Origin of the sequence: Oribacterium sp. C9 (genome assembly GCF_002007235.1) — a bacterium.
Lineage (GTDB): Bacteria > Bacillota > Clostridia > Lachnospirales > Lachnospiraceae > Oribacterium.
Genome location: NZ_MUHW01000016.1, coordinates 1 through 25605 on the forward strand (window position 1 = coordinate 1; position 25605 = coordinate 25605).

The window sequence follows — 25605 nt, forward strand, 5'->3', positions numbered from 1 at the left end:
AGGAGTAGAATCTTGGCAGAAAGTTTGGATTTTATTTAAGTTTGGATTTCTGAATAAATCCTAAATTTGGGATTTGTTCCGACGGACTCGCGCAACTGATCTTTACCAGAGCAACATCGAACTCGAACTTGTCTCAAGGATACTCGGTCATGCATCGACCCAAACAACGAGGATTTACGCAAAGCCATCGCTTGAAATGCTGAAAGCAGCAATGGATAAGAGCAATCCTGAACTGAATATTGAGGAACCGTTATGGCCAGACGATGAGAATGAATTCGCCCGACTTTGTGGTCTTAGGTAAAACTGTTATTCTCATCTTTTGTCGTAGAAAAGTAAAACTCATGCACATCTTGACAAAAGATGAGGATAAAAATATCCTGAACATAAGGCATCGTTGTTATCAAGGGGAATGATTCCGTTGTTAAGGAATTCTCTCAGATACTGTTCCTGATTCAAACTATAAGCAACCGCTTTGCCGGTCTCTGAACTTTTATCAATCGCCGGAGAAACATTTTTAAGGTACTCAAAAAAAGCGTCCACTAATGGTTTTACATTCTTTTGACGCATCTTTTGTCTTTCTTTCGGCGGAAGCTCTTTGTACATGTTATCAACATGATATATGGCATCAATCCTGTCATGCGCTTCCTTGGCTACAGTTCCTTTTGCACGCTGAGCACTTACTGCCTTGATGAGGTTGCTGTACCGTCTTAAGCAATGAGCCCAGCACCCCGCAACCGTCAGCTTGTCAGGATTTTCGTTAGCCAGTTTGTGATAAGCCTGATACCCATCAGTCAAAAGTATGCCTGAATACCCCTTTAAGAATCGATCAGGGTTTTCGGAGCTCCTTGTCGGGCTGTACTCATAAAGGAACACCGGATGACAACCATATCTTGTGTCTGAATGGTATAGCCACATATAACTCTTGGCATTCTTGCCACGTACCTTAAGATCTTCTGTGACCTTAAAGAATGATTCATCAGCATGTATGAGCTTACTCTCATCAAGCATATGCGCATGCATCAGCTCATATAGAGGCTGGAAATACCTGTCGGCAGCTTTGATACACCATCCGGCCATATCTTGTGGTGAAAGATTTATGTCATTGGCCAGAAATGCGGTTGAAAGTCGGTTCAAAGGATTAGCATTTCCGTATTTTCCATTAATTATTCCTGATACAAGTGTTGAAGAAGCTATACTGTCTGAGCCGAAAAGTCTGCCTCTGCGTGGTCCTCGTGCGAACTCAACATTTCCATTCTTATCCGGAACAGAAGCATAAACCGCCACATGATATTCCTTGGCCAGGAAAGTGGCAGGACGCATTTCCACTTCTGTATAAGTTTCATCAGGCAGACGTTTGTATCCATTAGGAAATAGATCTTTTAATTCTTCTTCGGTTAATTCAATAGCCGGAATTATTTCTCTGGGAACATTGCTAAGGTTTTCTTTTTTTGATTTATAATGCTTTGGCCTCTTTACAATAACCTCTTCGGCTGTAGGCTCCTTTGAGCCTAATTCCTCAACCAATAATTCAGATTCATTGACTATACAGAAATGCTCAAAATCTATTGCCATCTGTCCCGGGATGGAATCAGATTTCTCTGTCTTGCGACCATAAAGTTTTCCTTTATTGACCGCGAGAGCCTCCTCTATATTTGTCAGCTTCTGCATGAGTTCAGTGTTCTGAGTCTTTAAAATCTCAAAACTTTCCAACAGCTGCTGATACATAAGAACAAGCACGTCTTTAGGTAAACTATTCAATTTCTCCGTAGTCAGTTTCTCTTCCATAAAAACAAAGATAACATCTACAAATCCTCTCTGCAAGCCATTCGGGGAAGGTTTTAAAAGTTGTGGATTTTCCTGAAATTCCGTACAAAAAAGGCGATGGATATCCACAAGAATCTCATGATATCCACCGCTTTCAATTCAATACGCCGTAGGTTGAAAGGGACGTATGCCAGGATATATATCAAACCCTTTCATAAGGTTATTAAAGCTTTCCTGCGTAAGAGAAATGGCTTCAGTTTCATTTTTGGGCCAATGAAATTTGCCATCACTCGTCCTCTTATAGAGAAGTAAATATCCATCCCGCTCATACAAAAGTCCCTTGATCCTATCAGATTTTGTTCCACAGAACAGAAATAATGACCCGTCTAATGGCTCCAATCCAAGATCTTCTCTTACTATAGCACATAGTCCTTCGATTCCACGTCGAAGATCAGTCCGGCCAGGTTTTACATACACGTGATTTACTTTTGAAATATCAAGGTCGTTAAGCATTACGAAGCTCCTTGATTAAAAGAGGTAATACATCGTAAGCATTTGATAATGGTATATCTACTGAAATGTTTCCGGAGTGCAGGACCATATATTCATTCTGATAGGATTTTTTATAATCCGACTCATACGTAGATTCAACCATGGAAAGTTCCTTCATAGGAGAAGATATTTCAACAAGCTTGTTCTTGTTGTCTATCGTAGATTCCATGACATTGGATAAAGCAGCACGTTTGACTTCTCTAAGCCAGTAATAATAAGCATCGTGTGTGATGTTGTGCTCGATAATCCAATCCTTTGTTTTTTGACCGGATGACTGACACTCCTTGATTATTCCAGCCCAATACTGCAAGCGGATCTGTTTGGTAGCCTTCCTCGTGTTCATTTAAACCCCCTTTGAGGAATTAAGTGTGTAAAGTGTTGACACTTTTCCCACTTTAGACACTTTTCCCACTAAAAATATGTTTAAATGAAATTTTTTCATGAATATGCCGCTGGCTCAAGAGTACGTGAGTTTTACTACTTACGAAAAAGGCAGTGACATCTGACGTATGCCTTACCGAACATCGCCGAACTTCACACGGTGGAATATATAGGCCTATACGAGAACGATAAGCCATTAGGTAAAGACGGATTGTTGTACGAAGGGGTTATGGTTTAGGACGACGATATTATACCATTTAAAGAAGAAACTCCGGAAAACCTGCGTAGAAATATGGCTAAAGACATACCAAATTCAAAATCTGCGTAAAAATATGGAATTATTTATACAAATCTGCGTTGAAATATGAGAAAACAAGCAGGAACTGAAAAAGAGTATAACTTCAGAATTGTTATTCTGCTTGAATGAAATAGTTAACGGGTCCCATCTACATCACGATTTTATGGATTTGGAGAGTGAAATTATACGATTGAATTTAATGATCATTTAACTTATCTTCCCACATTTAATGTGGGTCTGGCACCTTGAATTCTTTACAAATACGAGTATCGAAAAATTACCCGTTCAAAAATGAAATCACCTCCTATTTTTCAAGGCGGCTGCTCTGCCTGATTGGTGGCTTTTGCAACAGAAAACCATTTCTGTTAACAGCACAGGTGGACTCCTAATGGCAAAAATCAACCACCATTCCATGTGACAGAGCCTATAATTAAATGTCAGCCAGATCATCTCCAAACTCTCTTGTCATCTCTCCTGAATAGTCCGATATATACAAATATTTTTCGGGGCCGATAACAGAGTGGACCAATTTGTAATATCGGCAATTATCAGCCCTTTCACGCTGCTTTTTTAAGTGTTCGCTGTACTTGTCAGATACTTCTTTCGCAGCTTCTTCGCGCCCCATGTAATAGGCCATAAGTATCATTTTTTCTATGCTTGCTCGTCCTTCGGAAGATAAAATTGATGAATACTCGTGGGATTTTACAATATTTCTCACTCTATCTCTTATTGTCATTGTATATGCTCCTTTTTTGGGTTTACATCGGGGTGATCAAACAGATGTACGATCATTGCCATCGACAGAATTTACTTTGTTAGCTTTTATGTTTTTGTATAATTCTCGTTTAGACCTTATATCATTCAAAATTAAATCATAATAATAAATAAGCAGATCCATTTTGTATTCTTTGTAATGCTCCATTAAATTCAAACCGGTTTTAATGTTTACATTTTGGGGTATTTCTTTTATATGCTTAATTTGCTCTTCATTAAGTTTTACGGTTACTCCAATCCCGTACTTTTCCCAAAGGACATACGCATCATAATCTAATCTATATGCTCTATCCAGATCCTGAAGTATGCTCAGCTTTTTCCTTTTTTCCAAATACTCTTCTAATTCAGCTCGTAGATCTGAGGTAAGATCGACTCTATCACCGTCCAAGTAAATACACTTATGATTATCTCGTCCATATATTTTCTCGTTCCAGTCTGATTCCTTTATTATTTCCGGGGTCTCTATACCTACTCTAATGTCCTCTGCATTTCTTGTTCTTATTCTTTCTTTTCTTTTTTCTTCTTTAAAGCATTCACCGCATATCCCGTATTCTCTTAGATATTGTATTTTTTCCTCTTGTGCTCTTGAATTACCTGTGAGATTACACACTGCTTTATGTCCACAACTAAAATCAATACTAAGTCTACTCATTTTTACATTCTCCTTTTAATCAATCGAAATAATTACTTACAAAATCAACATGTGAGATTTTTTGAAAAAATATCATTTTTCGAAAAATAAATTTAACTTTTTATTTTTGCGTTTTTTTGCAAATTATTTCCGACACATTCCACGAGATGGAGCCCTAGTCTTTTCATCTTGATATACCTTTCCAAACAAAAATCCCTACCGTCTCAAAGCGGCCTTTGATTTTGGCTCGCTGAAACAGTAGGGATTATTTAAATCAAATCATAACTGGTGGTAGTCATTTACCATATCATACATTTCATCTTTTGATATACTCAGCACATTAGAGATGTCATCATCTGAAATGTTGCTTTTTAATAGATCATCATATATCCATGCATCCTTATAATATTTTGACAATATTTCCAACATCACATTTGCTCCGTCATCAAGCTCATCAAATTTATACAAGCCTCCTTCAAATATCTATCTCTTAGCTCGCATTTTACTGATAGAGAATAATCTTGCTATACTCTTGACAGTCATCCCCTTTTCAGCTAGCTCTGTAGCAATCTCCTCCCCAACCCATTTAATGTCCTTCTCGGTAAATGATCTTTTCTTTAGTCTCTCGTACTCCGGAGTTTTACTGGTTGCAAGAAACCTTAACACAGCCATTTTTGTTTCGTTTTTCATATTTTGTTTCCTCGATTGATATTTTATTTTTAATATAATATGTAAATTTGCGCGACAAAAATTACCAAAATCATCCCTTCTTGATTATGCTTTAGTACGCATCTATTTATTTCTGCCTGTCAGCTGTCTCAAATAGCTTTTGCATATATGCATATAAAAATCATTATTATAAACCGACCTAAGTTTTAGTAAATTAGAAAGTTATTTCTCGGACTTATTACATGTGCCTATAAAGGATGCCTAAAAAACAAGTCCTTTTCTGCTTTTCCCCGTTAGAGTTCGTGATACCTTTAATTATTTATGATGATGCCTTAAAGTTATAAATCGGCTTCATCACTTCGATCACATCTACAGATTCGGAAATGACATCTATTATGTCAGCCAAAGACTTATATGCCATTGGTGCCTCATCTAGAGTTGCCTCATTTACAGAGGTAGTATAGACATCTTTCATGGCTTCTCTATAATCTTCTATTGATAGATTGTTCTTTGCCACTGTTCTTGACATGATCCTTCCGGCACCGTGTGGTGCAGAGAAGTTCCACTCAGGATTTCCTTTTCCGATGGCTAGTACCGAACCATCCCTCATATTTATAGGAATGAGGACCTTTTCACCCTTATGAGCTGCTATTGACCCTTTTCTAAGTATCATCTCATCCGTATCTATATAATTATGGATAGTATGAAATGCATCTCCGCCGGAAAGACCGGTACGTTCAAGGATTATCTCAGCCATTTTTTCACGGTTTCTTTTTGCGAATTTCTGGCAGATCTCTATGTCGTGAAGATAGTCTTCAAGATACTTGCCTGATAAATAGCAGAGATCCTCAGGCATGGATGACGGATGCTCTATATACTTTCTGTTATAGAGTTCCTTTAAAGCTGTCTGGATTTCAGATCTGCGTCCCTGCTCTTTGTAAGTCCTGATAAGTTCCTCTCTTGCTGAAAGATAATCCCCTATTCCCTTTGCAAGATCAACTGCAAGAGTCTGATATAACTCAGCAACCTGTTTTCCGAGATTTCTCGAGCCTGAATGTATGACCATGAAGTTGCTTCCGTCTGATGCCTTATCTATCTCGATAAAGTGATTGCCTCCTCCAAGTGTGCCAAGGGATCTCTCAAGTCTTTTAGTCTCTTTAAGATCTCTGTAGCACTTAAGCCCTGTAAGATCAAATCGCTCTGTTCTCCCCTCCCAAACATCTCTGCCCGAAGGGATGTAATGAGCCGCTTCGTCAAATTTCTCGAGATCTATATCCTTCTTCCCGAGATCCACTGTATACATGCCGCAGCCAATGTCTACACCGACAACATTGGGCACCACCTTGTCTACAATGGTCATTGTGGTTCCGATGGTGCAGCCCTTCCCTGAATGGACATCCGGCATGATTCTTATCTTTGAACCTTCTGTCATAGGATAATCGCACATTCTTCTTATCTGCTCTATTGCGTCATCCTCCACTACTTTTGCGTAGCAGACAGCAGTATTGACTTTTCCTTTTATCTCAATTGTATTCATATTTTGCTGTTCTCCTTCACGCTGCGATCCTTTCGTATCGTGCCGATGAAAGGACGCTCATCATAAACTTATATGGTTCAAGATTTCCCTCTTTTAGCATTGAAAAAATCTGCGGATTGCAGCCTGATACAAGTGCTGCGCCCTGATCATTGATCCTGACAGGCTGCTGATGGTTACGGCTGTTGACATTCCAGAAGACTATCTGTGGAAGCCTGAAACCATACCTTCTGAATTCTGCCCTTGCATGCTCAAAATTCGTAGCCTGCGGATTTCCTGTACAGATGTCAAATTCCATATCAGAGATTATATAGAGTTTCTCCGGCATGTCGGTTTGTGTAAGATTATTGTTCACGGCTGTTTTCAGGATCAGCATAAATGTTTTTTCGATGTCTGTATTGCTGCACTCATTAAAGCTCATGCAGTAACGGATCTTTTCAACTATATCTCTTCCCTTGATCTCTATAAGTCTTGGGCTCCTGGAGAAGGTTATGAAATGATTATGGAATGCTCCGGTATTTCTTTCGGCAAAGTATACGCCTAAAGACTGTGCAACTGCCGCCGGCAAAGGCTTGCAGCCCCAATACATGGACCCGGAACCATCTACTACTACAAGAGAATTCTCCGAACCTGCGAAATTATCAAGAGCATTCCAGGTGGCATTCATGGCCCGTCTTTCATCCTCTGTAAATGTCTTTTTTTCAATTATAGGCGCTATGACATCATAGGGTGTGAGTGCCGAAGTATGTAAAGCACCCGGATCAGTTTCGGCTTTTGTTATAAAAGCCTTATATCTTTCCTCATCATTTCTGAGAAATGCTCTTCTGTATTTGTACAGTGCTTTTGACGGCTGCTTCTCATAGTCAAAGGTGTAATCTTTTTCCCTCAGGTTATTCTCGAGGATCTTTATCTGAGCTCTCAAAATTGCCAATGTTTTTCTGTATTCTGCCTCTGACATCCCTATTGCTTTTGCAATTCTCCTGGCTTTTCTCACAGCCTCTTTGTTGCTGGTATTTACAGAAGGAAGCCACTTTGCAAGGAGAGAGACATTGGCATCTGCTCCACGTTCAGATAGTGTTTTTGCATCTTCACATAATTTCTCATCTATGTAGGCCATCACTTCCTTCTCTACCGGAGTATCTAAAAGCGCAAGAAGATCATCGCAGCGTCCATATTCGGATACATTTCCGATATTCTTTTTTACAGATTCAGGCTCAGCAGATGCAAGATAGTTAAGTATCACTTTAAAGACCCTTCTCTCGCCAAGTCCGCCCCTTATATCTCTTGCAAAGAACAGGGTCTTCATGGCAAGGTCGGCATCTTCAGCATATGCCTTTACAAATCTATCAATTATATCTTCATCGGATGCATTTCTTAGTGCACCGATGGTCGCAAAAAGATCCAGACAGTCGGATTTTGTTGACCCATATGTAACTGCACCGTTCTCTGTTAAAGTTTTATTTGCTTCTTTCTTTAAAAAGTTCAACATATCCGCTACCTCCCGTTTTCATTATCAAATCACTAGATACATTCCTTTAAGTCAGAGGGTCTCTCACCCTCTCTTCGCCCGGTTAACCTCCGGGTGCCTTTATGTAAGCTAAACTTGGATTTATTTGCTGTTAGTATCTATCAGATTTTCATATGAGCTGACAGATCAGTGGCATCTGCCAGCCCCAAGATACAGTTTTTCAAGTCTCCTGCGGGCTCTTACCCCGCTAATGCCTAAGCTTTACCACAATGGCTTATCAGAAGAGTCAGATTATTGCTGCATGTATCTTCAATAGTATTTCAAACCAAGACACCTATCCTTTAAGGATATTCGGGATTTGAACCCAGTCCGGACCATCAGGTCCGGTGCTGACCAATAAGCTCTGTATTTGCTGTATGTGTCTTTTAGTTTTTGGTGATTTAATATTAACCCGGAATTACGGTGATGAACAGATGCAGTATTATGTCATCCCACGACCCCTATTGTTATTGATTATTCTATGTTTTCAACATATAATCACATATAATCGCAACCCCAAATCAGAGGTATCATATGACAGAAAAATTCAAAATATATCTTTCGGAAGACATCAAAACCAGACTCACAAACGATGCAGAGCTTTTCGAATTCTTCAAAAAGGATGGCTCTGTGAATCTTAATGCCTTCCTGAAGATTCTGATAGTGAATTATTTTGACCAGTACAGAAATGAAAAAGAAAAACTTTTAACCAGCATACGTCAGGATATTTCCGGGATTGTATCTATATCTGCCCATGATTCCGAAATACTTGCTGACAGGATTGTTAATACTTATCTGAAGGATGATATTGAAAAAAATGAAAAAAGCACAGCCATCACTTTGACTGTAAGCGGAGAATCATATGAAATTATAGGCATCATTGAGAATAATTTATTGAAGGACTCATCCCTCTCAGGGTATTTAAAAGATATGTTTGTTTCATACCTGTCTATACCCAGAAGCAACAGGGAGATTATCATTTTCAAAGATATTCAAAAAGCTATAGCTACTGCCATATCAGATAAAAAGATAATCACCTTTTCGACCACCTCATCCGAAAAAAGCACAACTTTTACAGTGGAACCTTATTTACTTGCTCCTTCCAAGGAAGAACAATGCAATTATCTGATATGTAACGATGCAAGAGCCCACATCCCAAGGACCTTCAGAATATCCAGGCTTAAAAGTATATTTATTACTTCTGCTGTTTTTCCTTTTGACGAGAATTTATACAGAGAATTACAGGACAAAGCACTCAGAAGTCCCCAGTCTGTTTCAAAAACTGTACAGGCTGTAGTGAAAATGAATTCCTTTGGAATCCGTAAGTTCAAAGTCGTCACAAAGAACCGTCCTGATATACTCAAAATAGAAGGTGATCTGTATTACTTTGACTGGCCTGAGCTTCAGCTTGAAGAATACTTTAAACGTTTCGGACGGGATGCTATAGTTCTGGAACCGGAATCATTAAGAGAACGATTAAAAAAATACTACAGCATGGCTTTAAGGGCATATAAGGACTGATACGTCTCTTACGCTCACACTTTGATTCTTTGCAGACTTTTATTTAGAGGATGATCGATGACTACCGGAAATTAAATCTATAAAATGCTCCTATTAAAAAAAGCATCGTACCTCATTGATACGATGCTTATATGCATATTTTTTTTATTCAAACATCATCTGAATTCATTCTCATAGCTCCCCGGATCATGAAATACAAGCATGAAAACCACATGTTCTCATCGTCTGAATCGTCCAACATCCTCTCAAATACGGCATTAATGACCTGCTGAAATCCAGGAGCAGCTAAGAGCATAAGATATGCTCCTCCTACGCGAGTATAAGTAGTCAGCTCAGCAAAGAGCTTTTCTAGTTTCTCGGTTTTATAATCATTGTACAACCCATTAATATTGCTGAGCTGCTGTAAAGCATCCTTAGCTCCTTCGGATTTGAAATTATTGAATTTAGTTTTGGTATATCCGTTAGCGTTTATGGCAATGAGCTCTTTAATTATTGCCACACAAGTCCTTACAATTCCCGTCATCTCATCGTCAGTGTATGCACACTTGAATTTTATGTCCTGGAGAGTAACCTCATAACAGTGTCCTTTTTCCATTTCCTCTTCGATTGCAAAATCATCCTGCATTCGCTCTACAAGTGTATCTGTATAATCATCCTGCAATAGTTCAAAGTCTGCTATTTTAAGCATTGTTTTCCTTCTTTCAAAGTCATTTGGTTCCCAAAATTACGTTTATAATCATTTTATTCTTAGAATTACATTGACCGTGTGAGTAAGATACACTGTACCATCAGCGGCTTTGAGATGTCATAAGTCTTTTATAAAATTCTCTTTGATCGCCCTTATCGCATATATGATATCCTGAGTATGCAACGAATCATAGGCCCAATATACACCTTCTATATCCATACTTTTCAGTCTACTCAACGCATCCGGATCATACAATTTCCAATACATGATCACATACCCCATCCAATATGCCGTTTCAGCATCAAACGGTATATCATCATTATTGCTTTTGACTTTATCTGTGACCTGCTCCAATATCTTTCCTGCGATACAATGATAACCCTCAGTATAGATACAATGCTCGTTCTCAAAATTCCGGAAAATCTCCGTATCCATGATTTTTTCAAGATAATCACATATATCCAACTTGTAATCCTTATAGGCAGATTCTACAGACCCTGCAAATGCACGGACTATTGATAGTTCATATCTTGGCAAGTACCGCTTATCACTGATCATAATAATCCTACCTCGACCGTCCCTACACCATTGATATCAGCATATTTGTAAGCCCATGTTGTATCAACGATTGTTCTATTGCATCTTGTTAGGGTTAAAACTGAGAATGAAAAAAATATAAATATCTTTTTCATTTTTACTGCTTTCTCGTTGGAATTTTAGATGCCTTAACGTATTACCAATAAGAATCATGTGCAAAATCAACTGCCATCATTGTTTTCAGTGAGGTCTTCTTCATCTTCACTTAGTATTATATTTCCTGCTTTTAACAGTTCATCTCGGAACAATTCTAGTAAAGCGACTTTCTCATCGTTAGAATGCGATATACACTCAATTGCTTCCATGCATATTTCTAACACATCACTTCGACTACAATTGTATCTTTGTACAAGTACTTTATCTGACACAGTAAGATACCAAGTAGATAGCATTTCAATCTTTGATATAATTATATGATACCCATCAGAATCTAAGCAACGGAAATCACAGACGAAACTTGATATCCTTGTTTTCGTAAGTGTATTTGATATAGCTAATAAAATAGCTCTCTCGGATTGTGTTGATAGAAACCTATTTGTAATAAGTGTTGGCTTCTCTATTGCTGGTGGTATGATTTCTAATATTCTGGGCCTTACCATGTAATCTCCTCTTAGCTTAATTATTGGTCAATGGTGATGTGATAATGCGGTGCAATTGCTATTAGGTTTGCGTAATCAGCCTCAGGATATTTATTTCATCCTTTGATATTGTACATCTCGGTACGCCTAAAGCATTATCTAATTGTTGTTGTGTTTCATTTATTGATTTCCGTATTTTTCTAAAATTGGCGGCAAATCCGTTAACGACCATGAGATCCCTCCTGTCGCATTAAACTGAGTATATCCTAAATAACCACACTGTACCGTTCCATTTTGGAACATAAATACAATTATAGCTCAGAGCATATTTTTTCTTATTGTCTTGAGGATATGGTCTCTTGCCTTAATATCGTACTTCTATCCAGTCTGGGGCCTGATCGGATGATAGACAGCCTTTGAGTCATTCAATTCGATTGACTGCCAGTATCTTTGATTGTGGTTTTGGTTTTGATTTTGCTTTTTCATTTTTCTTCTTGGTGTACATGTCATATGACTGCATTTGCTGCAGAACAGTCTTTTGAGAATCTTACGATTCAAAAGATCAATATGTATCGTGTCAGCTCCGGGATTAAACCTTTATCAGAAAATGAATCGCTGAAGGCTACATCAACGACCAGAGCAATGGAATGTGCTACTTTATTTTCTCATACAAGACCTGACGGATGTGTTTGGTACACTGCCGGAAACGGTGACAGTTATGGAGAGACTTTGGCAAAGAACATAAAAGACAGCAATGAGCTTGTAGACCGATGGATGAAGAGTCCAACTCATAGAGCTGTCCTTATGGATTACCGTTACAGCACTATTGCCATATCAGCGTATAGTTCAGAAAATGGATTCTATACAGCTGCAGAATTTGCATGAGATCTAATAAAAAAGAGAAGTAATAGCTTACTCCTTACATTTTTTAAATATACGTAAAAAATAATTATTGTCATTAATGCCACATTCTACTGCAATAGAAGCGACAGGAAGATTACTTTTTTTAAGTAATTGTTTTGATCGATCTATACGTACATCAATCGATTCTTTCCAAGAAAATAGTTGAGTCTGAACTAACAACTGATATGCTGCTTAATGCTGCAAAAGAATAATCAGATAACGATAAAAGCTCATCTTTAAAATAATTTGGAGATGGGTTTTTGTTAATTGTAGAGGCTATTTGTAATAAATGGTCCGCAGAAAAACTAATATTCTTCATAGCGATATACTTGATATTATTTGAAAAAGTGTCACCGTACTCTTGAGAATTTAGTCATGTGACGTTTCAAAAATAGTAATATCAAGTAGTCTCAATAGATATATTAGTATAGCAAAATAATCTTGCACAATTTAGTTCGAACATGATACTATGACAGAAACAAAGATCGCAAAGGCGCACCTTATTAGTTTTAGATAGGGCGCGCTTTTTTTATATATAAATTACTAAAAAACAAAGTGTAAAGGGGAGGTCATTATGCTACAAAAAATCGAAACCATCAATGGAATTGTTAATAGTTTCGTTTGGGGTCTTCCAATGCTTGTACTCTTAGTTGGAACCGGCATCCTTATGACATTGCTGACAAAGTGTTTCCAACTAACACATTTTATGTATTGGATTAAAAATACTCTTGGGGGGATTTTTAGCAACAAAACAATAACAGAACATACAGACAAATCAGATCGTCAGATCAGTCAGTTCCAGAGTCTTTGTACTGCACTTGCAGCAACAATCGGTACCGGCAACATTGCTGGTGTAGCAGCAGCCCTTGCGACTGGTGGTCCAGGATCGATTTTTTGGATGTGGATTACAGCATTCTTTGGAATGATGACCAATTACTCAGAGAATGTACTTGGTATATTTTATCGTAGGAAAAATTCTTATGGTGAGTGGTCCGGTGGTGCCATGTATTATCTCAGTGATGGCCTAGGAAGTAAAAAAGGATGTAAGTATATAGGTAAAACATTAGCTATAATGTTTGCAACGTTCTGCGTAATTGCATCCTTTGGCATAGGAAATATGAGCCAGATTAATTCTATTGCTGTAAATATGAATTCTGTTTTTGGTATCCCAATGATTGCTACAGGTATAGGATTAATGATAATTGCAGGGCTTGTAATTGTTGGAGGTATAAAAAGAATCGCTGCGGTAACAGAAAAGCTTGTTCCATTTATGGCTATTGCTTATACGTTAGGATCAATACTTATTGTGATTTTTAATTATACACAAGTAGCTCCTTCATTTGTTGCTATTTTTAAAGGAGCCTTTGCCCTTAAATCAGTAGGTGGTGGCATAGTTGGTTCTGGAGTACGTTCAGCTGTTACATGGGGAATGAAACGTGGCGTCTTTTCAAACGAAGCGGGACTTGGCTCGTCTGTAATGGTACATTCTGCATCTAATGTTAAAGAGCCTGCACAGCAGGGAATGTGGGGCATATTTGAGGTGTTTGCAGATACAATAGTAGTATGTACACTCACAGCTCTTGCAGTACTTACAAGTGGTGTTATGGATTTAAATACCGGTGCCATGGTTTCTCAAGCTGAGAAAACAGCTCTTGTATCAGAGTCATTTTCAGTAGTATTTGGACCGGCTGGAGGTGCATTTATAGCACTTGCAATTCTATTATTTGCTTTTTCAACAACATTAGGATGGAGTATATATGGTACAAAAGCATTCGAATATCTCTTTGGTACAAAAGCAACAATCGGATATAAGATTCTTTTTGTATTGTTCATAGCAATTGGAGCAACAATGAATCTTGAACTTGCGTGGGATCTTTCTGACACGTTTAATGGTCTCATGGCTATCCCTAATCTTATTGGTGTAATATCGTTAAGTGGAACAGTTTCTAAAATAACTAAAAATTATATAGATAGAAAAATAAATAGAAAAAATATAACTCCTATGTATTCAGCATTCCCAATAATACAAAAGGAACAAGAGGAAAGCGTTGAATCTGAAAAGACTAAATCTGCTACTATAAGAGATGCAGTATAGTTTATGTTTTGTATACATATCTCATTAGTTTATATATGATATTGATTTCCTCCAAAAAAATTTTCATAAAAGCTATAAAAATTTGGTCACAATAACTTGGAGAATTTCGCTAAAAAAAGAGTATTAGCCAGCTGTAAAACAGCCGGTTACTTCTCTTTTTTTATGTCATGGCACTTCAATAGTAAACCTATTTGATACTATATTCGAGCTTCCATGGATGATTTATATGAAGCAAAGTTGCCACAACAAGCATAAAAAACATGGAGAAATGTGAAAAAATGATAATCTTAAATCAACACGTATTGCGGAGGTGCTAGTGAATGATTTAATACACTGGCGAACCATTGTTCTTTTTCCGCAAAAAATGAGAGTGCCGAAACAGGGCGATTAATTCCCTATTTCGGCGCTCTCATTTTTTATGATTATGAATCTTATTAACAGATACAATACATGGATAATCAGCTATATTATAACAAGGTTGCCCCTTATCCAAATAAGTCTGTCTGCACACTATACAAGTGGCGCAAGACTTGTAAGAGCCATAGTCAGACTCTAAATATCCTATGCTTTATCATGATAAAACTTTATGCCTCTGCGTACTATCCAATACATCAAACTGTACCCCGATATCATCATGACGATAAATGTTAAAGCAGTAAGTATCACAGCAATAAGTATATTTATATACGGACATGACATCTAATATTTAAAGTGGTAAACAAAGTTACTGACTTTGTAAGCAATATCAAACGGTAACTTTGCAATCGTGATCACATAATATATTGCCTTAAGTAAATCCCTGGAAAAACGGACGGAATTTATTCCGGTGAGTATCGTTACATATATGCTGTAAGTAAGAGCAGCTGCCGTTATGCCATAAATGGCCTTTATTTTAAGAAGGTACTCATTCCGGCATGCAGTACTATTTTTCACAGTTAACTGTTTAGCTTTATGTTCAACAGCCTTGTCAATTTGACTCTTCATTTTTTGCGTATAAGTCCTGAGCTGCTCTGTTTCATTAATCTGCTTATCAAGTTCCTTTTCCTTTTTCTCATACTCATTTTTAACGGATGAGATCATCGTCGCTGTCTGCTCTCTCATACTGATTATTAAGTTCCTGAGCTGCTCGTTCTCCATGGCCAGTTCGTGACTCTGCTTCAGAATAAGCTCTGTTTCGCTCATCCCGCTGTCTCTCGGCCTTTCGTTTCCGCTCTTCTCTGATTCTGAGTTCATTTTGTCTTTTAAATTCATTTAATAATACCTCTTTGGATAAATTAAGATAGAACGTTTTATTAAGGGTACTTTCCCTCACCTTGTGACCATCCTCATTTATAAAAGTTATATGCTTCTTCTGTTCAGTCCATATTGTTTGCCATCCTCGCTCGGCCATTAGGTCAATGAACTCATCTCTGCTTGATGATTTATCCTTAGTTTCGAGTACAGAAAGGCCACAGTCCAAAACAAAACTTTTCTTCTCTCCGTTCTTAAGAAGATTATACTTATCCTTGCTCCATACAATGGTTTCTCCTTCTTTAAAACCGGTACCGTCAAAATGTTTTCCTTTTTCTGCGACCGTTAGGCCATGTTCTTTACATAGTTTATTTGTATAATCCTTTTGTGTCTGGAGGTCTTTTTTAGACTGATGGAGCTTATGCCCATCTAAAAAACTGACAGTATTAGAAACGATATGTAAATGTAGATGTTGTCGATCCTGATGTACGGTGATCAGATTTTGATAGTTCTTAAAAAAATGGTCCACGAATTCCCGGCCAATGCTTAATACCTGTTCAGGAGTCACATTCTCATCCTTGTGGAAACTGATAACATTGTGTGCATACATCCTTCCTGATTCTTTATCCTATAATCTTTTTTCATCTAGAAAAGCATTATAGACACCATCCTATGTTATCTTTTCTTCCGGATATGGCCCGGTAATATCTACGTAACCATCTCTGACCTTATCGTCATTAAGGACATATACGATCACATTTCTTAAAGCTTTTTTGGTTTTTGCCGATTTACTATTGACGACCTTATTGATTGCCATATCAAGTCACACTCCGTCCTGAATTCATTTGTACTTTTGTAAAATTCTTTTAATACTGCTTCGCCCGGAACAACTCCTGTGCTATTCATGAATTTTGTGATCTGATTAAGATTATTTGCCATACCACGGATCTGTCTTACCAAATCCGATAACGACATACTTATATCTTTCAATACCTCGATCTCATCAGAAGTGACGATCTTCGCGTTTGTTATGGCATTAATTATATATGCCTGCTGAGTGACACCTGCAGCTATGACTCTGTTTTCGAGCACTTGATACTCATCCGGACTTAATCTGATTGTGACTGCCTTACTACGTCTACGCTATGGTTTATTATTCATAATTCATCATCTCCATGTAAAACCACTAAACTCTATGTGTATCGATCTTGGGGTTCCAAGGGGTTTTAATCCCCTGGCAAGTTAGGAGCAGCCTTAAGGGCTGGTCCGGCTCATTTTGTGGCAACACAAAATGAGAAACTTGCAAAGGACAGCAAAGGCTGTCCGTGATGTAGGAAGAAGGAAGAAAAAGAAGGAAGAAACCAGCTTTTTTAGTAGAGATCACTTTTACAAAGAGCGTCTTCCTTGTGGAGAGGTTCTTTGCAAAAGTCTTCGATACTAAAAAAGCTTAAGGGGGTGGAAGCAACAGGAGAAAACGAGATTGAAAGATTGATTAATCTCTAACAATATCACGTAAGTGGTATCTGCATTTTTTATCTCATTATTATTGGTCCCATAACTATGTCCTAACAAATATTTTTTAGGCCAATAAAAGGAGCGAAAAAATCCAATATGGTTCGCCCACTTTGTCCGGACAAATAATTTATCGTCCTATCACATGAGCCTTTTAGCTTCTATTGGACGATAACACACCTGAAAACGTCCTGATGCCTTATCAGCAAGCAGTTTTTTTAAAGCACTCCCAAGAATGTTATCTATCACTTTTGACCTCTCACTATTTGCTAACTCAGCGCTTAAAAGCTCATCCATCATCCTGATCGTTTCTGTAGATAAGGTCATCTTCTTGACTTCTGTTTCTTTTCTTTTCCCATGTTCGATCCAGATGATCGAATCCTGATATTGATCTGTTAAGTCTTTCGCTCTATCGTCGACGATACCCTTCCGTAATCCGATTTTTTTACAAATATCCGCAAAATGACTACGCGAAAATTTGAAAGTCCCGTCGTCAAACAAGTCAGCTCTACGGTTCAAGTATTCATCCGCTAAACGCAGCTGCTCACTCCTTGGAAGATCAAGGAAGTCTTGCTCTGAAAATTGTGAATCCTTTCGATCGATCTTTCCTGTTCTTTTTTTCTTTTCAGTTTGTACTATGTTATCCATAATTCAATGCTCCTATTATGATCATTGTTCTTTCCATTCTTATTGTCGTCCCACCTAAAGGGCCCTACAAATATATTATGTGGGACCCATTTCTTTTTTTGGCCGATATTGCATACATCATCAAAATCAGTTTGCATGTTCCTTATTTGCGTTCATTTTCCTTCGTTTTAACTTTGTAACGTGATTCAAGAGAAATCATATAAGCTTGGCTATAATTGATATTTTTTCGCATACAAAAACACCTCAAATGTTTCGAGACATTATCATTCGAGGTGTAATATTTTATCTTTCATTCATACCGCTCATCCTTTTGTAGACCAAAAGGATGGCCTTACCCTGTCCATGCTGATTCCTATCCCCGATATGTCATAGAAACACAGTCTAAGAGGAAAATGAACCCATAGACAAGACTTAATGTTTATCCCTAAGAAAAAATGTATGTTATACATTATGTCCTTTACATTTGACTTATCTCAGGCGAATGCAGTTCAGCTTCCCACAAAGTGAGCTTTTGCTTTATGTTTAGCCAACTTTCTGATGATGTCCATGTTGCTTTTCCAATTCGAATTGCCATTTCAGGGCTTAGTAAAATTCGCTCATTAACTAATTCCGATAATGTCTTTCTGGAAAAGCTCATCGTATGACGGAGATTAATGTTATAATAGCCCTACCAAGAAGGATTCTATTTGGGAGGAATGGTTGAAACAATTTAATATTTTGTCGTTACGGAAAGGACATGTGTAATCAGGATTATTTCCGCAAGAAAAGCTAATTTCTACTTAAAGGAGCTATTATTATGACTGTGTTTTCGCTTAATGAAAATCAAAAGCCTTCGGAAGAAACCTTGAAGCGATTATCTGAATTAAAGGACGAAGACATCGTGTATGATGATGACAGCCCTGAAATGACGCCGAAAATGCTAAAAGCACTTGAATGTGCCGTTACCCAGAGAAATCGTTTTATAAAGTCAAAAGGTCAGTAATCACAAAAACTCTTGTGAGATTTTTATACTGTGTATGGTAACACAAGCTTCTTAAGGTCATGAAAGCAGGAAGGACCTGGTCAGAGGAGCAAACGGACGCTACAGTGGGAATCTTCGCTTCCAAGGAAAACAACCGTGAACAAAGGCGTAAAAAGCGCGAAGAACAGCTGGTGAAACAAAAAGAATATAAAAATATGTGAAATCCATAGTGGGGTTGTAACAATATCTCACATTAAATGGACTAATAATCCCGGATCAACTCCCGACTTGAGCGAAAAAACTGTAGAATTCTACAGTTTTGGTGTTTAGAATATGCATGATGCGATTCCTTGCGCCAAAGGACTATGCGAGTTATAATTGACAAAAGTGTAGAATTCTACAAAAAAGGAGATTATATGATTCGCCGGGATAAATATTTAAATCAACTGATATCAGCAAAAGAAAATGGATTTCCCAAAGTTATAACAGGAATCAGAAGATGTGGGAAATCATATCTTCTCAAAGAAATATTTAAAAGGTATCTAATTGAGGAAAATGTCCCTGAGGAGAATATTCTCATATTGGAACTTGACGACGACAGAAATCTTACTTACAGAGATCCGATAAATCTGGGGAACTATGTACGAAAGTATGCAGATGGTAAGGATAGATGTTATGTATTCTTAGATGAGATACAAAAGGTCTATTCGTTGATAAATCCAAATCTCACAGAAGGGAAGCATGTACTGGCTAGAAAAACAGATACTGAAGTGATCTCTTTTGTTGATGTGGTATTAGGACTATCAAGAGAAAAAAATATCGATCTCTATGTTACAGGGTCAAATTCAAAAATGTTATCCACTGACATTATCACAGAATTTCGAGATAAAGCCACAAACATTGCGCTTGGGCCCTTATCATTTGAAGAATTCTATGGTTATTTAGGAGGATCAGCCAGTGAAGCGATATATGAATATATGCAGTACGGGGGTATGCCACTTGCTGTTTTAAAAGAAGCTGAAGAAAAAAAAGATTATCTCAAAGGGCTGTTTGAAACCACTTATTTTCAAGATATTATTGAGCATAACAAGCTTAAGAAAAGCGAATCTCTTGATGAATTATGCAACATTGTAAGTACATCCACCGGAGAACTGCTGAATTCTGAAAAGATAGCAAATACCTATAAAAGTGTAAAAAAAGAGAAGATAGATAAGCAAACTGTAGAAAAGTATTTGGGATATTTCAAGGATGCATTCATTATCAGAGAAGCCAAGAGGTATGATCTTAAAGGGCGTGCTGAAATAGGCGCACTAAGGAAATATTACTTTATAGATACAGGATTGCGGAATGCAAGACTTAATTTTGCATTTCCGGACGAAGGGCAGATGCTTGAAAACATAGTTTACAACGAACTCATGTATAAAGGTTACTCTGTTAACGTTGGAAGTTTTGATACGGTCGAGAAGGATAAAAAAGGAAATTCTATAAGAAAGACAAACGAGGTCGATTTCTTTGCAAAAAAAGGTATTAAGCAGTATTACATTCAGGTTTCAGCAGATATTTCCAATGCAGAGACAAGGGCGAGAGAAGTAAGGCCATACCTTTTACTAAATGATGAAGTAAATAAAATTATAGTTATAAACAGGCCTATTAAAGAGAGCCTGGATGAAAATGGTTTCACAATTATTGGTATAACAGATTTCTTGCTTAAGTATATTTGAACCTGCGGAAGAAGTTCCGAGTGATCCATTAAGAAAAATGTACACTGACAGACTTCTTTATTACTGAATATAATTTTCACCCCAACTCGTCGAAAATCATATTCAGTAAAATAGTGATGAGTTATTGATGCCATTTCATATATTAAAATATCCGAATTTAAAACGATTTTCTTCTAGGCTTATCTGTCGGTGTCAAGCCAGCATCCCAATTGTCAAAAGGATTTTCATTACCATAATCAATATTCCAATCATTGCTATCGACAAAGTAATTGTGTGCCGGAAAATAAAGAAGCCTAACTCCTTGATCTCTCTGTGAATTACGGTATTTGAGCACATCAAATACCATCTTACGGTAGCCCCTTTCGTCACAAGCCTTTTTCTCCGCATCTACCTTGTCTTTATCCGACACATCAGTAACACCATGCCAGTTCCAGCCAATGAGCACACCGCCGGTATACTCTGTGTCACCACTCTCTTTGAATGATGCAGTCGAGATCTTATCATTATAGTTCGTCCTAGAGATACTTGATACAGTTAACACAGGCATTCCTATCTGAGATGCAAGGGATTTTAGAGTTGTCACTGCAATATCTGTCTTTGTTTTACGATCTGACTGTGATCTATCATCCGGATCGGCTTTAATGATTTGCAAATAATCAACAAAAACAACAATCTGTTCATTAGGATGACTTTTTTTGAACAGAGCAGCCACATTAGCCATATCCTTCGCACAGAGGCCGTTTAAGCCGGCCTCTATGATATATAAATTCTGTCCATAAGCCTCAAAATATTCATCTGAATACTCAGAGTATGCATCATATGATAACTTTTTAAACGTATTCAGCTGATCATCGTAAGACCAATATAGAACATCAGCGGCAGTTACCTTATTTTTACTTTTATCTTTAGTACTTGCCACAAATGACAGACTTGATATGGCTCTAGCAATGAATTCATCTGAACCCATTTCCAAAGAAAAATAAAGAACATTAACACCCTGCCTTGCTATATTTTGAGCCAAGCTCATCATGAACGCCGATTTACCGGTACTTGTCTCTGCAGCCATTATATAGAGCTCATTCGCAAGTCCGCCATTTAGTGCTTTATCCAAAGATAACCAACCGGTACTGATACGAGGTGAAGTGCTCTTGCAAGAATCTATAAAACAATCCTTCGAACTACCGACAGGTCGCATATTTTCCACGTACTTTTTTACATCTATCATAATCTCTCCGAATAATATTATAGTAATGAACTAAGAACTTCGTTCCATCTCAGGAAATAAAGGATGGCATCGGCAATGGCCTAAGCCTGATTGCCGTGCTTATCCGTTATAGTTACTTACATATACTTACAGTAACTTATACTACCAATGGCATATAAGCCTAAGCCCTTGAAAATACTAGCCTCAGGGCATTTTTAAAGTGTCTAGCGTGTACCCGTTTTTTCTTTAGCGTGTACCATCTTTTTCCTTAGCATGTACCGACTTTTTCCTTAGCGTGTACCATCTTTTTCCTTAGCATGAACACTTTTTTATTATTTACTTGGCAATACAGTCAGTTTAGGATCGTAATATATCTTGTAACCGATTATGGCTGAAGCTGGGTTATTAGTCCCATCTTCTCTGTATTCCTCATACTTAGTGATTGCATTTGCTTGCTTTAGACTTTCAAGGGTTCCTTTAACAATTTTGTTTATTTTGGGCTTAATTTTCACACGGAAATGTTCCGGATCCTCATTTTGGTATTTCAGATATCCAAGTTCCGGGAACAGACCTCTTTCCTCGCCCTCATTCTTGTCATACCACAGGAATGAGATTTTATTAGTTTTGATATTATTACTTTTTACGATCTGAGCGACTCGCTTGATTACATATCGCTTGATCAGTACCGCTTCGTCTGTATCACTGAATTGTTCCCGTGTCTCGAATAAATACGCGGGAACATCAACTATTTGATGGTTCATCTCGGCATACCTGTACAGCGCAGGCTTTTCAAGAACCGTATATGCGGTCATTACTTTGCCATTTGATTCGTATCGAGCTTCTATCTTGCCTAATGGAAGTAAATAACTCTCATATGTCCAACTATCTACAGGAGCTTTCCCTTTTTGTAGCTGATAAGCATTATATTCCTCCGTACAGTCAACCTTGATACGGACACCCTGGAGCTTTTTAATGCTTTCTTTTACTGTGGTAATTTTCTTTTCCGTGAGCTTTTGTTTGGGATTACCGGACATCACTCTCAGAATCCATTCGGGGGTAATAAGCATAATTCCTTGACTCATGATTGTATAAGCTGCATCCATTACGGAAAGATCGTATTGAGTTATATTAGTGCTGGATAAAGTAATATTTTGGTCAGACCATATATCGACTAGATTCACCACTCGTTCATTGATTTTTAAATCAAAACTATCTTCGTTTATATTGATTGGCCTTGTCGTTAAAATACGGCTTAACTTGGTGTTGTTCATATATTGTCGGTTGAAATTGAGCACAGGAAGTGCTTCTTCGTTCGTTACCATATTCGTTTACCTCTGATGATCTCACTGATTTTTCTTCAGTGAGATGTTTTTTTCTGTATAGACGGAGTTTTGTCGCTTGTCCTTCTTATTGCTCTTCTATTTCTGACGTGATGGTACTTGTAGAAAACAAACCGATTCCATCCTCTATTCTTAGAGCAGGTGTAAGTCTCATTCACGGAATAACTCGCGTACACTTAATATGTAGGTTTTTAGATTTTTATTTAAAAAAATCTGTTTTTGGCACTAAAAAAAGCTGCTCAAGAGCTAGAAAACTCTTGAGCAGCTTTTTTTCTTATTAGGTTTTAATAGCTTTCGGCCACCGATAGTACTTTTTCTACACACAGGGTACAATCAGACTATCTACAATAACCAGCAATACCATTAAGTACCTATAATCATTCATTCTATAGATAATTCTAAATCCGCTTTTACAGCTCCTAAACCGTGTTCACGACTATTTATGAGCAGCTTTTCTTCCATAATTTCACTACCAGTTTAATATATCTGTTTCTTCAACATATCTTTTAAGAGCATCGAAAGTCTCACAATCTGTTTTGCTAACATCATAAGAAACATTCATAAGTCCAGACGCTGCTTTTATAACCCATTTTATGGAAATTCTTTTACGTCGTACTGTTTCCCATTCTTTAAAATTCCCATAATTTCCTTATATCATATCTCGTAAATGAAATCACTCCATCATTACCATTGAGCTTCGTAATTTATATGGTTTCTGACATCATCATATATTCTAAAATATGTTCCCATGATATTACCAAATTCGTCAGATACATAGACTGTGTCGAATCCGTCAAATAATAGATATCTTATAGTGAGGCCCCCTTTATATTCACCTACAATTGTGCAAGGGGTGAATGGAATGATAGATGAAACTGTATCAACTGGTGCACCCTTATAGCTTTCTCCAATATAGACTTCATAATTTCCATTTTCAAATTTTGAAATATCGACATAATTGATTATTGGACCATTCGGATCATCATATACCATGTAAACACCCTCAGCAGGCACATATGTTCCTTCAGGTTCTTTGTATTCGTAAGCCATAGATCCAAAGCTGAAAAGAATGATAGAAACAATTGCAATGACTGTAATAGCTAATGATTTCTTCTTTAACATGATCCCTCCTATAAACTTTTGCTAATCCTATAACACCGAAGCAGACCTAATACCATTGTAAGTATTGTGGCAGCCTACCCTCCCATAAGCATTTCGGCTCAAAACTGAAATAAATAAATGATTTACAGATTACAAAAAAGCCAGGAGTCTGTACAGATCCCCCAGCTTTGTTATCTTAGATAATTAGGTTTATTTTATTACAGTGAATGCGATTATATCTGCTTCGAACATTTCTTTATTTAAATCATTGAGCGCAGAATCATCTTTAACTACTCCGTTCTCATCTGCGTCAACATCATGGAGTTCTGAATAGAGGTAATATGTCACACAACCTTTCGAATCAAACTTTTCTCCAGCCTCCAGATCTATTGTTAGAATATCATCATTTAATGTGTACCTTTTTACATAATGATGTCCGCTGGCATAAATATAATTTTCTGAAGCAGTGAGCGGATTAGCTGTGCCTCCGGATCTGACATAACCACCATCTTTTAGATTACCATCTTTATCAATCCAGAATACCTCAGCAATAGTAGCAGCTCTGGTACCTTTATCATCACCTTTAAATGTGTCCGGAGTTACAAGCAGTAAATCTTTGTCACCTATCTTAATCTCAGCATACCCCATGTCAGTTGCGAGCTTATTGATGAGTTGATCAAAATTATCACAATCACTTATATCGATAGAAATAGGCTCAACATAGATTGCTTCGTTCTCAGGCATGTTCGCGCCAGACTGGGTAGAAGGATCATAGATTGCTTCGGCAACTGCCTGAAGATCAAATCCTTCAAGATCTTTTGCTGTTGTGCCAAGTGAATAGGACGCTCCATACTCAATATCGTACCATGTGCACACATCAGCAGATTCCCCATCACCGATATACCTCTTATATTCAGCAGGCATAGTTCCGTCACCCCAATTGGAAAGAGTGATATCTTCAGTATTCCTCCAATCATAGTACATACCGGAAATGTCTTCAGCTTTTTCTCCTGTGACCTGCTCTCTTGCGGTAAAGCTCATCCCGTCAAGATCGAATGTCATCTGTACCAATGGTCCCGGTATTGCCATATCATCTTCTCCGGTTTTACAGATACTCCACTTAACGTTTTCAGCGCCATCCGGTGCCTTGAATAGTTTTGAGATTGTGGCAACTGCCTCATCATATGTGATGTCACGCCAAGGATTAGCAAGACCAGCTGATGTATCAGCTTCTAGTGTTTCAAGCTCTTTCTGGGTTTTTGTGGGTTCATCAGGAACGGCAGATTCTGCTTGTGTAGTTGCTTCAGGTACTGTGATATTGTTATTGCTTCCGCAACCAGAAACCGAAACAGCAATGGCTACTGCAATCATCATTATACATTTCTTTTTCATAGCA

At 37.7% G+C, this 25605-nt stretch carries 26 protein-coding genes and 2 pseudogenes; 6 read left to right on the forward strand and 22 right to left on the reverse strand.

All coding sequences use genetic code 11. From position 1 onward, the window contains the following. Positions 1 to 73: 73 nt before the first annotated feature. Positions 74 to 301, forward strand: coding sequence for a tyrosine-type recombinase/integrase (locus BXO88_RS17250; protein WP_242945200.1), 228 nt, complete (start codon positions 74 to 76; stop codon positions 299 to 301). 38 nt (positions 302 to 339) lie between these two features. On the opposite strand, the gene tnpC is transcribed toward BXO88_RS17250, so the two are convergent. From tnpC to BXO88_RS10660, 9 genes are all read right to left on the reverse strand, one after another. Next, positions 340 to 1758: an IS66 family transposase gene (gene tnpC / locus BXO88_RS10620; RefSeq protein ID WP_168171686.1), complete on the reverse strand. Its 1419-nt coding sequence runs from the start codon at positions 1756 to 1758 to the stop codon at positions 340 to 342. Positions 1759 to 1923: 165 nt separating this feature from the next. Continuing rightward, positions 1924 to 2277, reverse strand: a complete 354-nt coding sequence (tnpB, locus tag BXO88_RS10625; protein WP_078037708.1) for an IS66 family insertion sequence element accessory protein TnpB — start codon at positions 2275 to 2277, stop codon at positions 1924 to 1926. Further along, positions 2270 to 2659 carry an IS66 family insertion sequence element accessory protein TnpA gene (gene tnpA, locus BXO88_RS10630; protein WP_078037709.1) on the reverse strand — a complete coding sequence of 130 codons (390 nt, stop codon included), beginning with the start codon at positions 2657 to 2659 and terminating at the stop codon, positions 2270 to 2272. Before tnpA ends, tnpB begins: the two co-directional genes overlap by 8 nt. Positions 2660 to 3425: 766 nt before the next feature. Further along, entirely contained in the window at positions 3426 to 3731 is a 306-nt protein-coding gene (locus BXO88_RS10635; RefSeq protein ID WP_078037710.1) for a hypothetical protein, read from the reverse strand. A 36-nt stretch (positions 3732 to 3767) separates the two neighbouring features. Then, on the reverse strand, positions 3768 to 4421 hold the full coding sequence (locus BXO88_RS10640; protein WP_078037711.1) for a hypothetical protein: 654 nt from the start codon (positions 4419 to 4421) through the stop codon (positions 3768 to 3770). A 258-nt stretch (positions 4422 to 4679) separates the two neighbouring features. After that, the gene (locus BXO88_RS10645) at positions 4680 to 4868 is read right to left on the reverse strand and encodes a hypothetical protein (RefSeq protein WP_078037712.1); all 189 of its coding nucleotides are present in this window, start codon (positions 4866 to 4868) and stop codon (positions 4680 to 4682) included. 15 nt (positions 4869 to 4883) lie between these two features. Then, a complete protein-coding gene (locus BXO88_RS10650; protein ID WP_078037713.1) occupies positions 4884 to 5090 on the reverse strand; it encodes a hypothetical protein in 207 nt (68 codons plus the stop codon). Between the two features lie 298 nt (positions 5091 to 5388). Then, complete coding sequence (locus BXO88_RS10655) at positions 5389 to 6606, reverse strand: RtcB family protein (RefSeq protein WP_078037714.1); 1218 nt, start codon at positions 6604 to 6606, stop codon at positions 5389 to 5391. Between the two features lie 16 nt (positions 6607 to 6622). Then, positions 6623 to 8092 carry a DUF2828 family protein gene (locus tag BXO88_RS10660; protein ID WP_078037715.1) on the reverse strand — a complete coding sequence of 490 codons (1470 nt, stop codon included), beginning with the start codon at positions 8090 to 8092 and terminating at the stop codon, positions 6623 to 6625. Between the two features lie 552 nt (positions 8093 to 8644). Here BXO88_RS10660 and BXO88_RS10665 point away from each other — a divergent pair. Continuing rightward, entirely contained in the window at positions 8645 to 9631 is a 987-nt protein-coding gene (locus BXO88_RS10665; RefSeq protein ID WP_078037716.1) for a WYL domain-containing protein, read from the forward strand. Positions 9632 to 9779: 148 nt separating this feature from the next. Here the strand turns inward: BXO88_RS10665 and BXO88_RS10670 are convergent, their stop codons facing one another. The 4 genes from BXO88_RS10670 to BXO88_RS16725 all read right to left on the reverse strand — a co-directional run bounded on the left by BXO88_RS10670 (position 9780) and on the right by BXO88_RS16725 (position 11726). Then, complete coding sequence (locus tag BXO88_RS10670; RefSeq protein WP_078037717.1) at positions 9780 to 10319, reverse strand: hypothetical protein; 540 nt, start codon at positions 10317 to 10319, stop codon at positions 9780 to 9782. Between the two features lie 117 nt (positions 10320 to 10436). Next, a complete protein-coding gene (locus BXO88_RS10675; protein WP_078037718.1) occupies positions 10437 to 10877 on the reverse strand; it encodes a hypothetical protein in 441 nt (146 codons plus the stop codon). A 200-nt stretch (positions 10878 to 11077) separates the two neighbouring features. After that, entirely contained in the window at positions 11078 to 11515 is a 438-nt protein-coding gene (locus BXO88_RS10680; protein WP_078037719.1) for a hypothetical protein, read from the reverse strand. Between the two features lie 61 nt (positions 11516 to 11576). Next, entirely contained in the window at positions 11577 to 11726 is a 150-nt protein-coding gene (locus tag BXO88_RS16725) for a hypothetical protein (RefSeq protein ID WP_206099986.1), read from the reverse strand. 278 nt (positions 11727 to 12004) lie between these two features. Here BXO88_RS16725 and BXO88_RS10685 point away from each other — a divergent pair, with 278 nt between their 5' ends. Both BXO88_RS10685 and BXO88_RS10690 read left to right on the forward strand, forming a co-directional pair. Next, entirely contained in the window at positions 12005 to 12379 is a 375-nt protein-coding gene (locus BXO88_RS10685) for a CAP domain-containing protein (protein WP_078037720.1), read from the forward strand. Between the two features lie 592 nt (positions 12380 to 12971). After that, positions 12972 to 14492, forward strand: a complete 1521-nt coding sequence (locus BXO88_RS10690) for an alanine/glycine:cation symporter family protein (protein WP_078037721.1) — start codon at positions 12972 to 12974, stop codon at positions 14490 to 14492. A gap of 699 nt (positions 14493 to 15191) precedes the next feature. Here the strand turns inward: BXO88_RS10690 and BXO88_RS16550 are convergent. The 5 genes and pseudogenes from BXO88_RS16550 to BXO88_RS10710 all read right to left on the reverse strand — a co-directional run bounded on the left by BXO88_RS16550 (position 15192) and on the right by BXO88_RS10710 (position 17882). Next, positions 15192 to 15743, reverse strand: coding sequence for a hypothetical protein (locus BXO88_RS16550; RefSeq protein ID WP_242945201.1), 552 nt, complete (start codon positions 15741 to 15743; stop codon positions 15192 to 15194). Positions 15744 to 16080: 337 nt separating this feature from the next. Beyond that, positions 16081 to 16335 (reverse strand): annotated as a pseudogene (locus BXO88_RS17255) (relaxase/mobilization nuclease domain-containing protein); the annotation flags it as partial. 57 nt (positions 16336 to 16392) lie between these two features. Then, entirely contained in the window at positions 16393 to 16539 is a 147-nt protein-coding gene (locus BXO88_RS16555) for a hypothetical protein (RefSeq protein WP_168171685.1), read from the reverse strand. Further along, a pseudogene (locus tag BXO88_RS17260) lies at positions 16485 to 16853 on the reverse strand (plasmid mobilization protein); the annotation flags it as partial. The pseudogene BXO88_RS17260 and the gene BXO88_RS16555, both read right to left, overlap by 55 nt. A 522-nt stretch (positions 16854 to 17375) precedes the next feature. Then, positions 17376 to 17882, reverse strand: a complete 507-nt coding sequence (locus BXO88_RS10710; protein WP_078037725.1) for a hypothetical protein — start codon at positions 17880 to 17882, stop codon at positions 17376 to 17378. Between the two features lie 796 nt (positions 17883 to 18678). On the opposite strand from BXO88_RS10710, the gene BXO88_RS10720 reads away from it, so the two are divergent. Both BXO88_RS10720 and BXO88_RS10725 read left to right on the forward strand, forming a co-directional pair. Continuing rightward, positions 18679 to 18864, forward strand: coding sequence for a hypothetical protein (locus BXO88_RS10720; protein ID WP_242945202.1), 186 nt, complete (start codon positions 18679 to 18681; stop codon positions 18862 to 18864). A 395-nt stretch (positions 18865 to 19259) separates the two neighbouring features. Further along, positions 19260 to 20564 carry an ATP-binding protein gene (locus tag BXO88_RS10725; protein WP_168171687.1) on the forward strand — a complete coding sequence of 435 codons (1305 nt, stop codon included), beginning with the start codon at positions 19260 to 19262 and terminating at the stop codon, positions 20562 to 20564. Positions 20565 to 20721: 157 nt separating this feature from the next. Here BXO88_RS10725 and BXO88_RS10730 read toward each other — a convergent pair whose 3' ends face one another. The 4 genes from BXO88_RS10730 to BXO88_RS10745 form a co-directional block, all read right to left on the reverse strand. Continuing rightward, positions 20722 to 21789 (reverse strand): DnaB-like helicase C-terminal domain-containing protein, encoded by a 1068-nt coding sequence (locus BXO88_RS10730; protein WP_078037729.1) that lies wholly within the window; start codon positions 21787 to 21789, stop codon positions 20722 to 20724. A 311-nt stretch (positions 21790 to 22100) separates the two neighbouring features. Continuing rightward, positions 22101 to 23090: a hypothetical protein gene (locus BXO88_RS10735; RefSeq protein WP_078037730.1), complete on the reverse strand. Its 990-nt coding sequence runs from the start codon at positions 23088 to 23090 to the stop codon at positions 22101 to 22103. A gap of 702 nt (positions 23091 to 23792) precedes the next feature. Beyond that, the gene (locus BXO88_RS10740; RefSeq protein ID WP_078037731.1) at positions 23793 to 24230 is read right to left on the reverse strand and encodes a hypothetical protein; all 438 of its coding nucleotides are present in this window, start codon (positions 24228 to 24230) and stop codon (positions 23793 to 23795) included. Between the two features lie 189 nt (positions 24231 to 24419). Next, on the reverse strand, positions 24420 to 25601 hold the full coding sequence (locus tag BXO88_RS10745; protein ID WP_078037732.1) for a hypothetical protein: 1182 nt from the start codon (positions 25599 to 25601) through the stop codon (positions 24420 to 24422). Between the last annotated feature and the right edge of the window lie 4 nt (positions 25602 to 25605).

What these genes read in the sequence shown, in the direction of transcription:
- tnpB (WP_078037708.1), bottom strand. Translation starts at nt 2,277, where the DNA reads ATGCTTAACGACCTTGATATTTCAAAAGTAAATCACGTGTATGTAAAA.
- tnpA (WP_078037709.1), bottom strand. Translation starts at nt 2,659, where the DNA reads ATGAACACGAGGAAGGCTACCAAACAGATCCGCTTGCAGTATTGGGCT.
- BXO88_RS10635 (WP_078037710.1), bottom strand. Translation starts at nt 3,731, where the DNA reads ATGACAATAAGAGATAGAGTGAGAAATATTGTAAAATCCCACGAGTAT.
- BXO88_RS10640 (WP_078037711.1), bottom strand. Translation starts at nt 4,421, where the DNA reads ATGAGTAGACTTAGTATTGATTTTAGTTGTGGACATAAAGCAGTGTGT.
- BXO88_RS10650 (WP_078037713.1), bottom strand. Translation starts at nt 5,090, where the DNA reads ATGAAAAACGAAACAAAAATGGCTGTGTTAAGGTTTCTTGCAACCAGT.
- BXO88_RS10655 (WP_078037714.1), bottom strand. Translation starts at nt 6,606, where the DNA reads ATGAATACAATTGAGATAAAAGGAAAAGTCAATACTGCTGTCTGCTAC.
- BXO88_RS10660 (WP_078037715.1), bottom strand. Translation starts at nt 8,092, where the DNA reads ATGTTGAACTTTTTAAAGAAAGAAGCAAATAAAACTTTAACAGAGAAC.
- BXO88_RS10665 (WP_078037716.1), top strand. Translation starts at nt 8,645, where the DNA reads ATGACAGAAAAATTCAAAATATATCTTTCGGAAGACATCAAAACCAGA.
- BXO88_RS10670 (WP_078037717.1), bottom strand. Translation starts at nt 10,319, where the DNA reads ATGCTTAAAATAGCAGACTTTGAACTATTGCAGGATGATTATACAGAT.
- BXO88_RS10675 (WP_078037718.1), bottom strand. Translation starts at nt 10,877, where the DNA reads ATGATCAGTGATAAGCGGTACTTGCCAAGATATGAACTATCAATAGTC.
- BXO88_RS10680 (WP_078037719.1), bottom strand. Translation starts at nt 11,515, where the DNA reads ATGGTAAGGCCCAGAATATTAGAAATCATACCACCAGCAATAGAGAAG.
- BXO88_RS16725 (WP_206099986.1), bottom strand. Translation starts at nt 11,726, where the DNA reads ATGGTCGTTAACGGATTTGCCGCCAATTTTAGAAAAATACGGAAATCA.
- BXO88_RS10685 (WP_078037720.1), top strand. Translation starts at nt 12,005, where the DNA reads ATGACTGCATTTGCTGCAGAACAGTCTTTTGAGAATCTTACGATTCAA.
- BXO88_RS10690 (WP_078037721.1), top strand. Translation starts at nt 12,972, where the DNA reads ATGCTACAAAAAATCGAAACCATCAATGGAATTGTTAATAGTTTCGTT.
- BXO88_RS16550 (WP_242945201.1), bottom strand. Translation starts at nt 15,743, where the DNA reads ATGAATTTAAAAGACAAAATGAACTCAGAATCAGAGAAGAGCGGAAAC.
- BXO88_RS16555 (WP_168171685.1), bottom strand. Translation starts at nt 16,539, where the DNA reads ATGGCAATCAATAAGGTCGTCAATAGTAAATCGGCAAAAACCAAAAAA.
- BXO88_RS10710 (WP_078037725.1), bottom strand. Translation starts at nt 17,882, where the DNA reads ATGGATAACATAGTACAAACTGAAAAGAAAAAAAGAACAGGAAAGATC.
- BXO88_RS10720 (WP_242945202.1), top strand. Translation starts at nt 18,679, where the DNA reads ATGACTGTGTTTTCGCTTAATGAAAATCAAAAGCCTTCGGAAGAAACC.
- BXO88_RS10725 (WP_168171687.1), top strand. Translation starts at nt 19,260, where the DNA reads ATGATTCGCCGGGATAAATATTTAAATCAACTGATATCAGCAAAAGAA.
- BXO88_RS10730 (WP_078037729.1), bottom strand. Translation starts at nt 21,789, where the DNA reads ATGATAGATGTAAAAAAGTACGTGGAAAATATGCGACCTGTCGGTAGT.
- BXO88_RS10735 (WP_078037730.1), bottom strand. Translation starts at nt 23,090, where the DNA reads ATGGTAACGAACGAAGAAGCACTTCCTGTGCTCAATTTCAACCGACAA.
- BXO88_RS10740 (WP_078037731.1), bottom strand. Translation starts at nt 24,230, where the DNA reads ATGTTAAAGAAGAAATCATTAGCTATTACAGTCATTGCAATTGTTTCT.
- BXO88_RS10745 (WP_078037732.1), bottom strand. Translation starts at nt 25,601, where the DNA reads ATGAAAAAGAAATGTATAATGATGATTGCAGTAGCCATTGCTGTTTCG.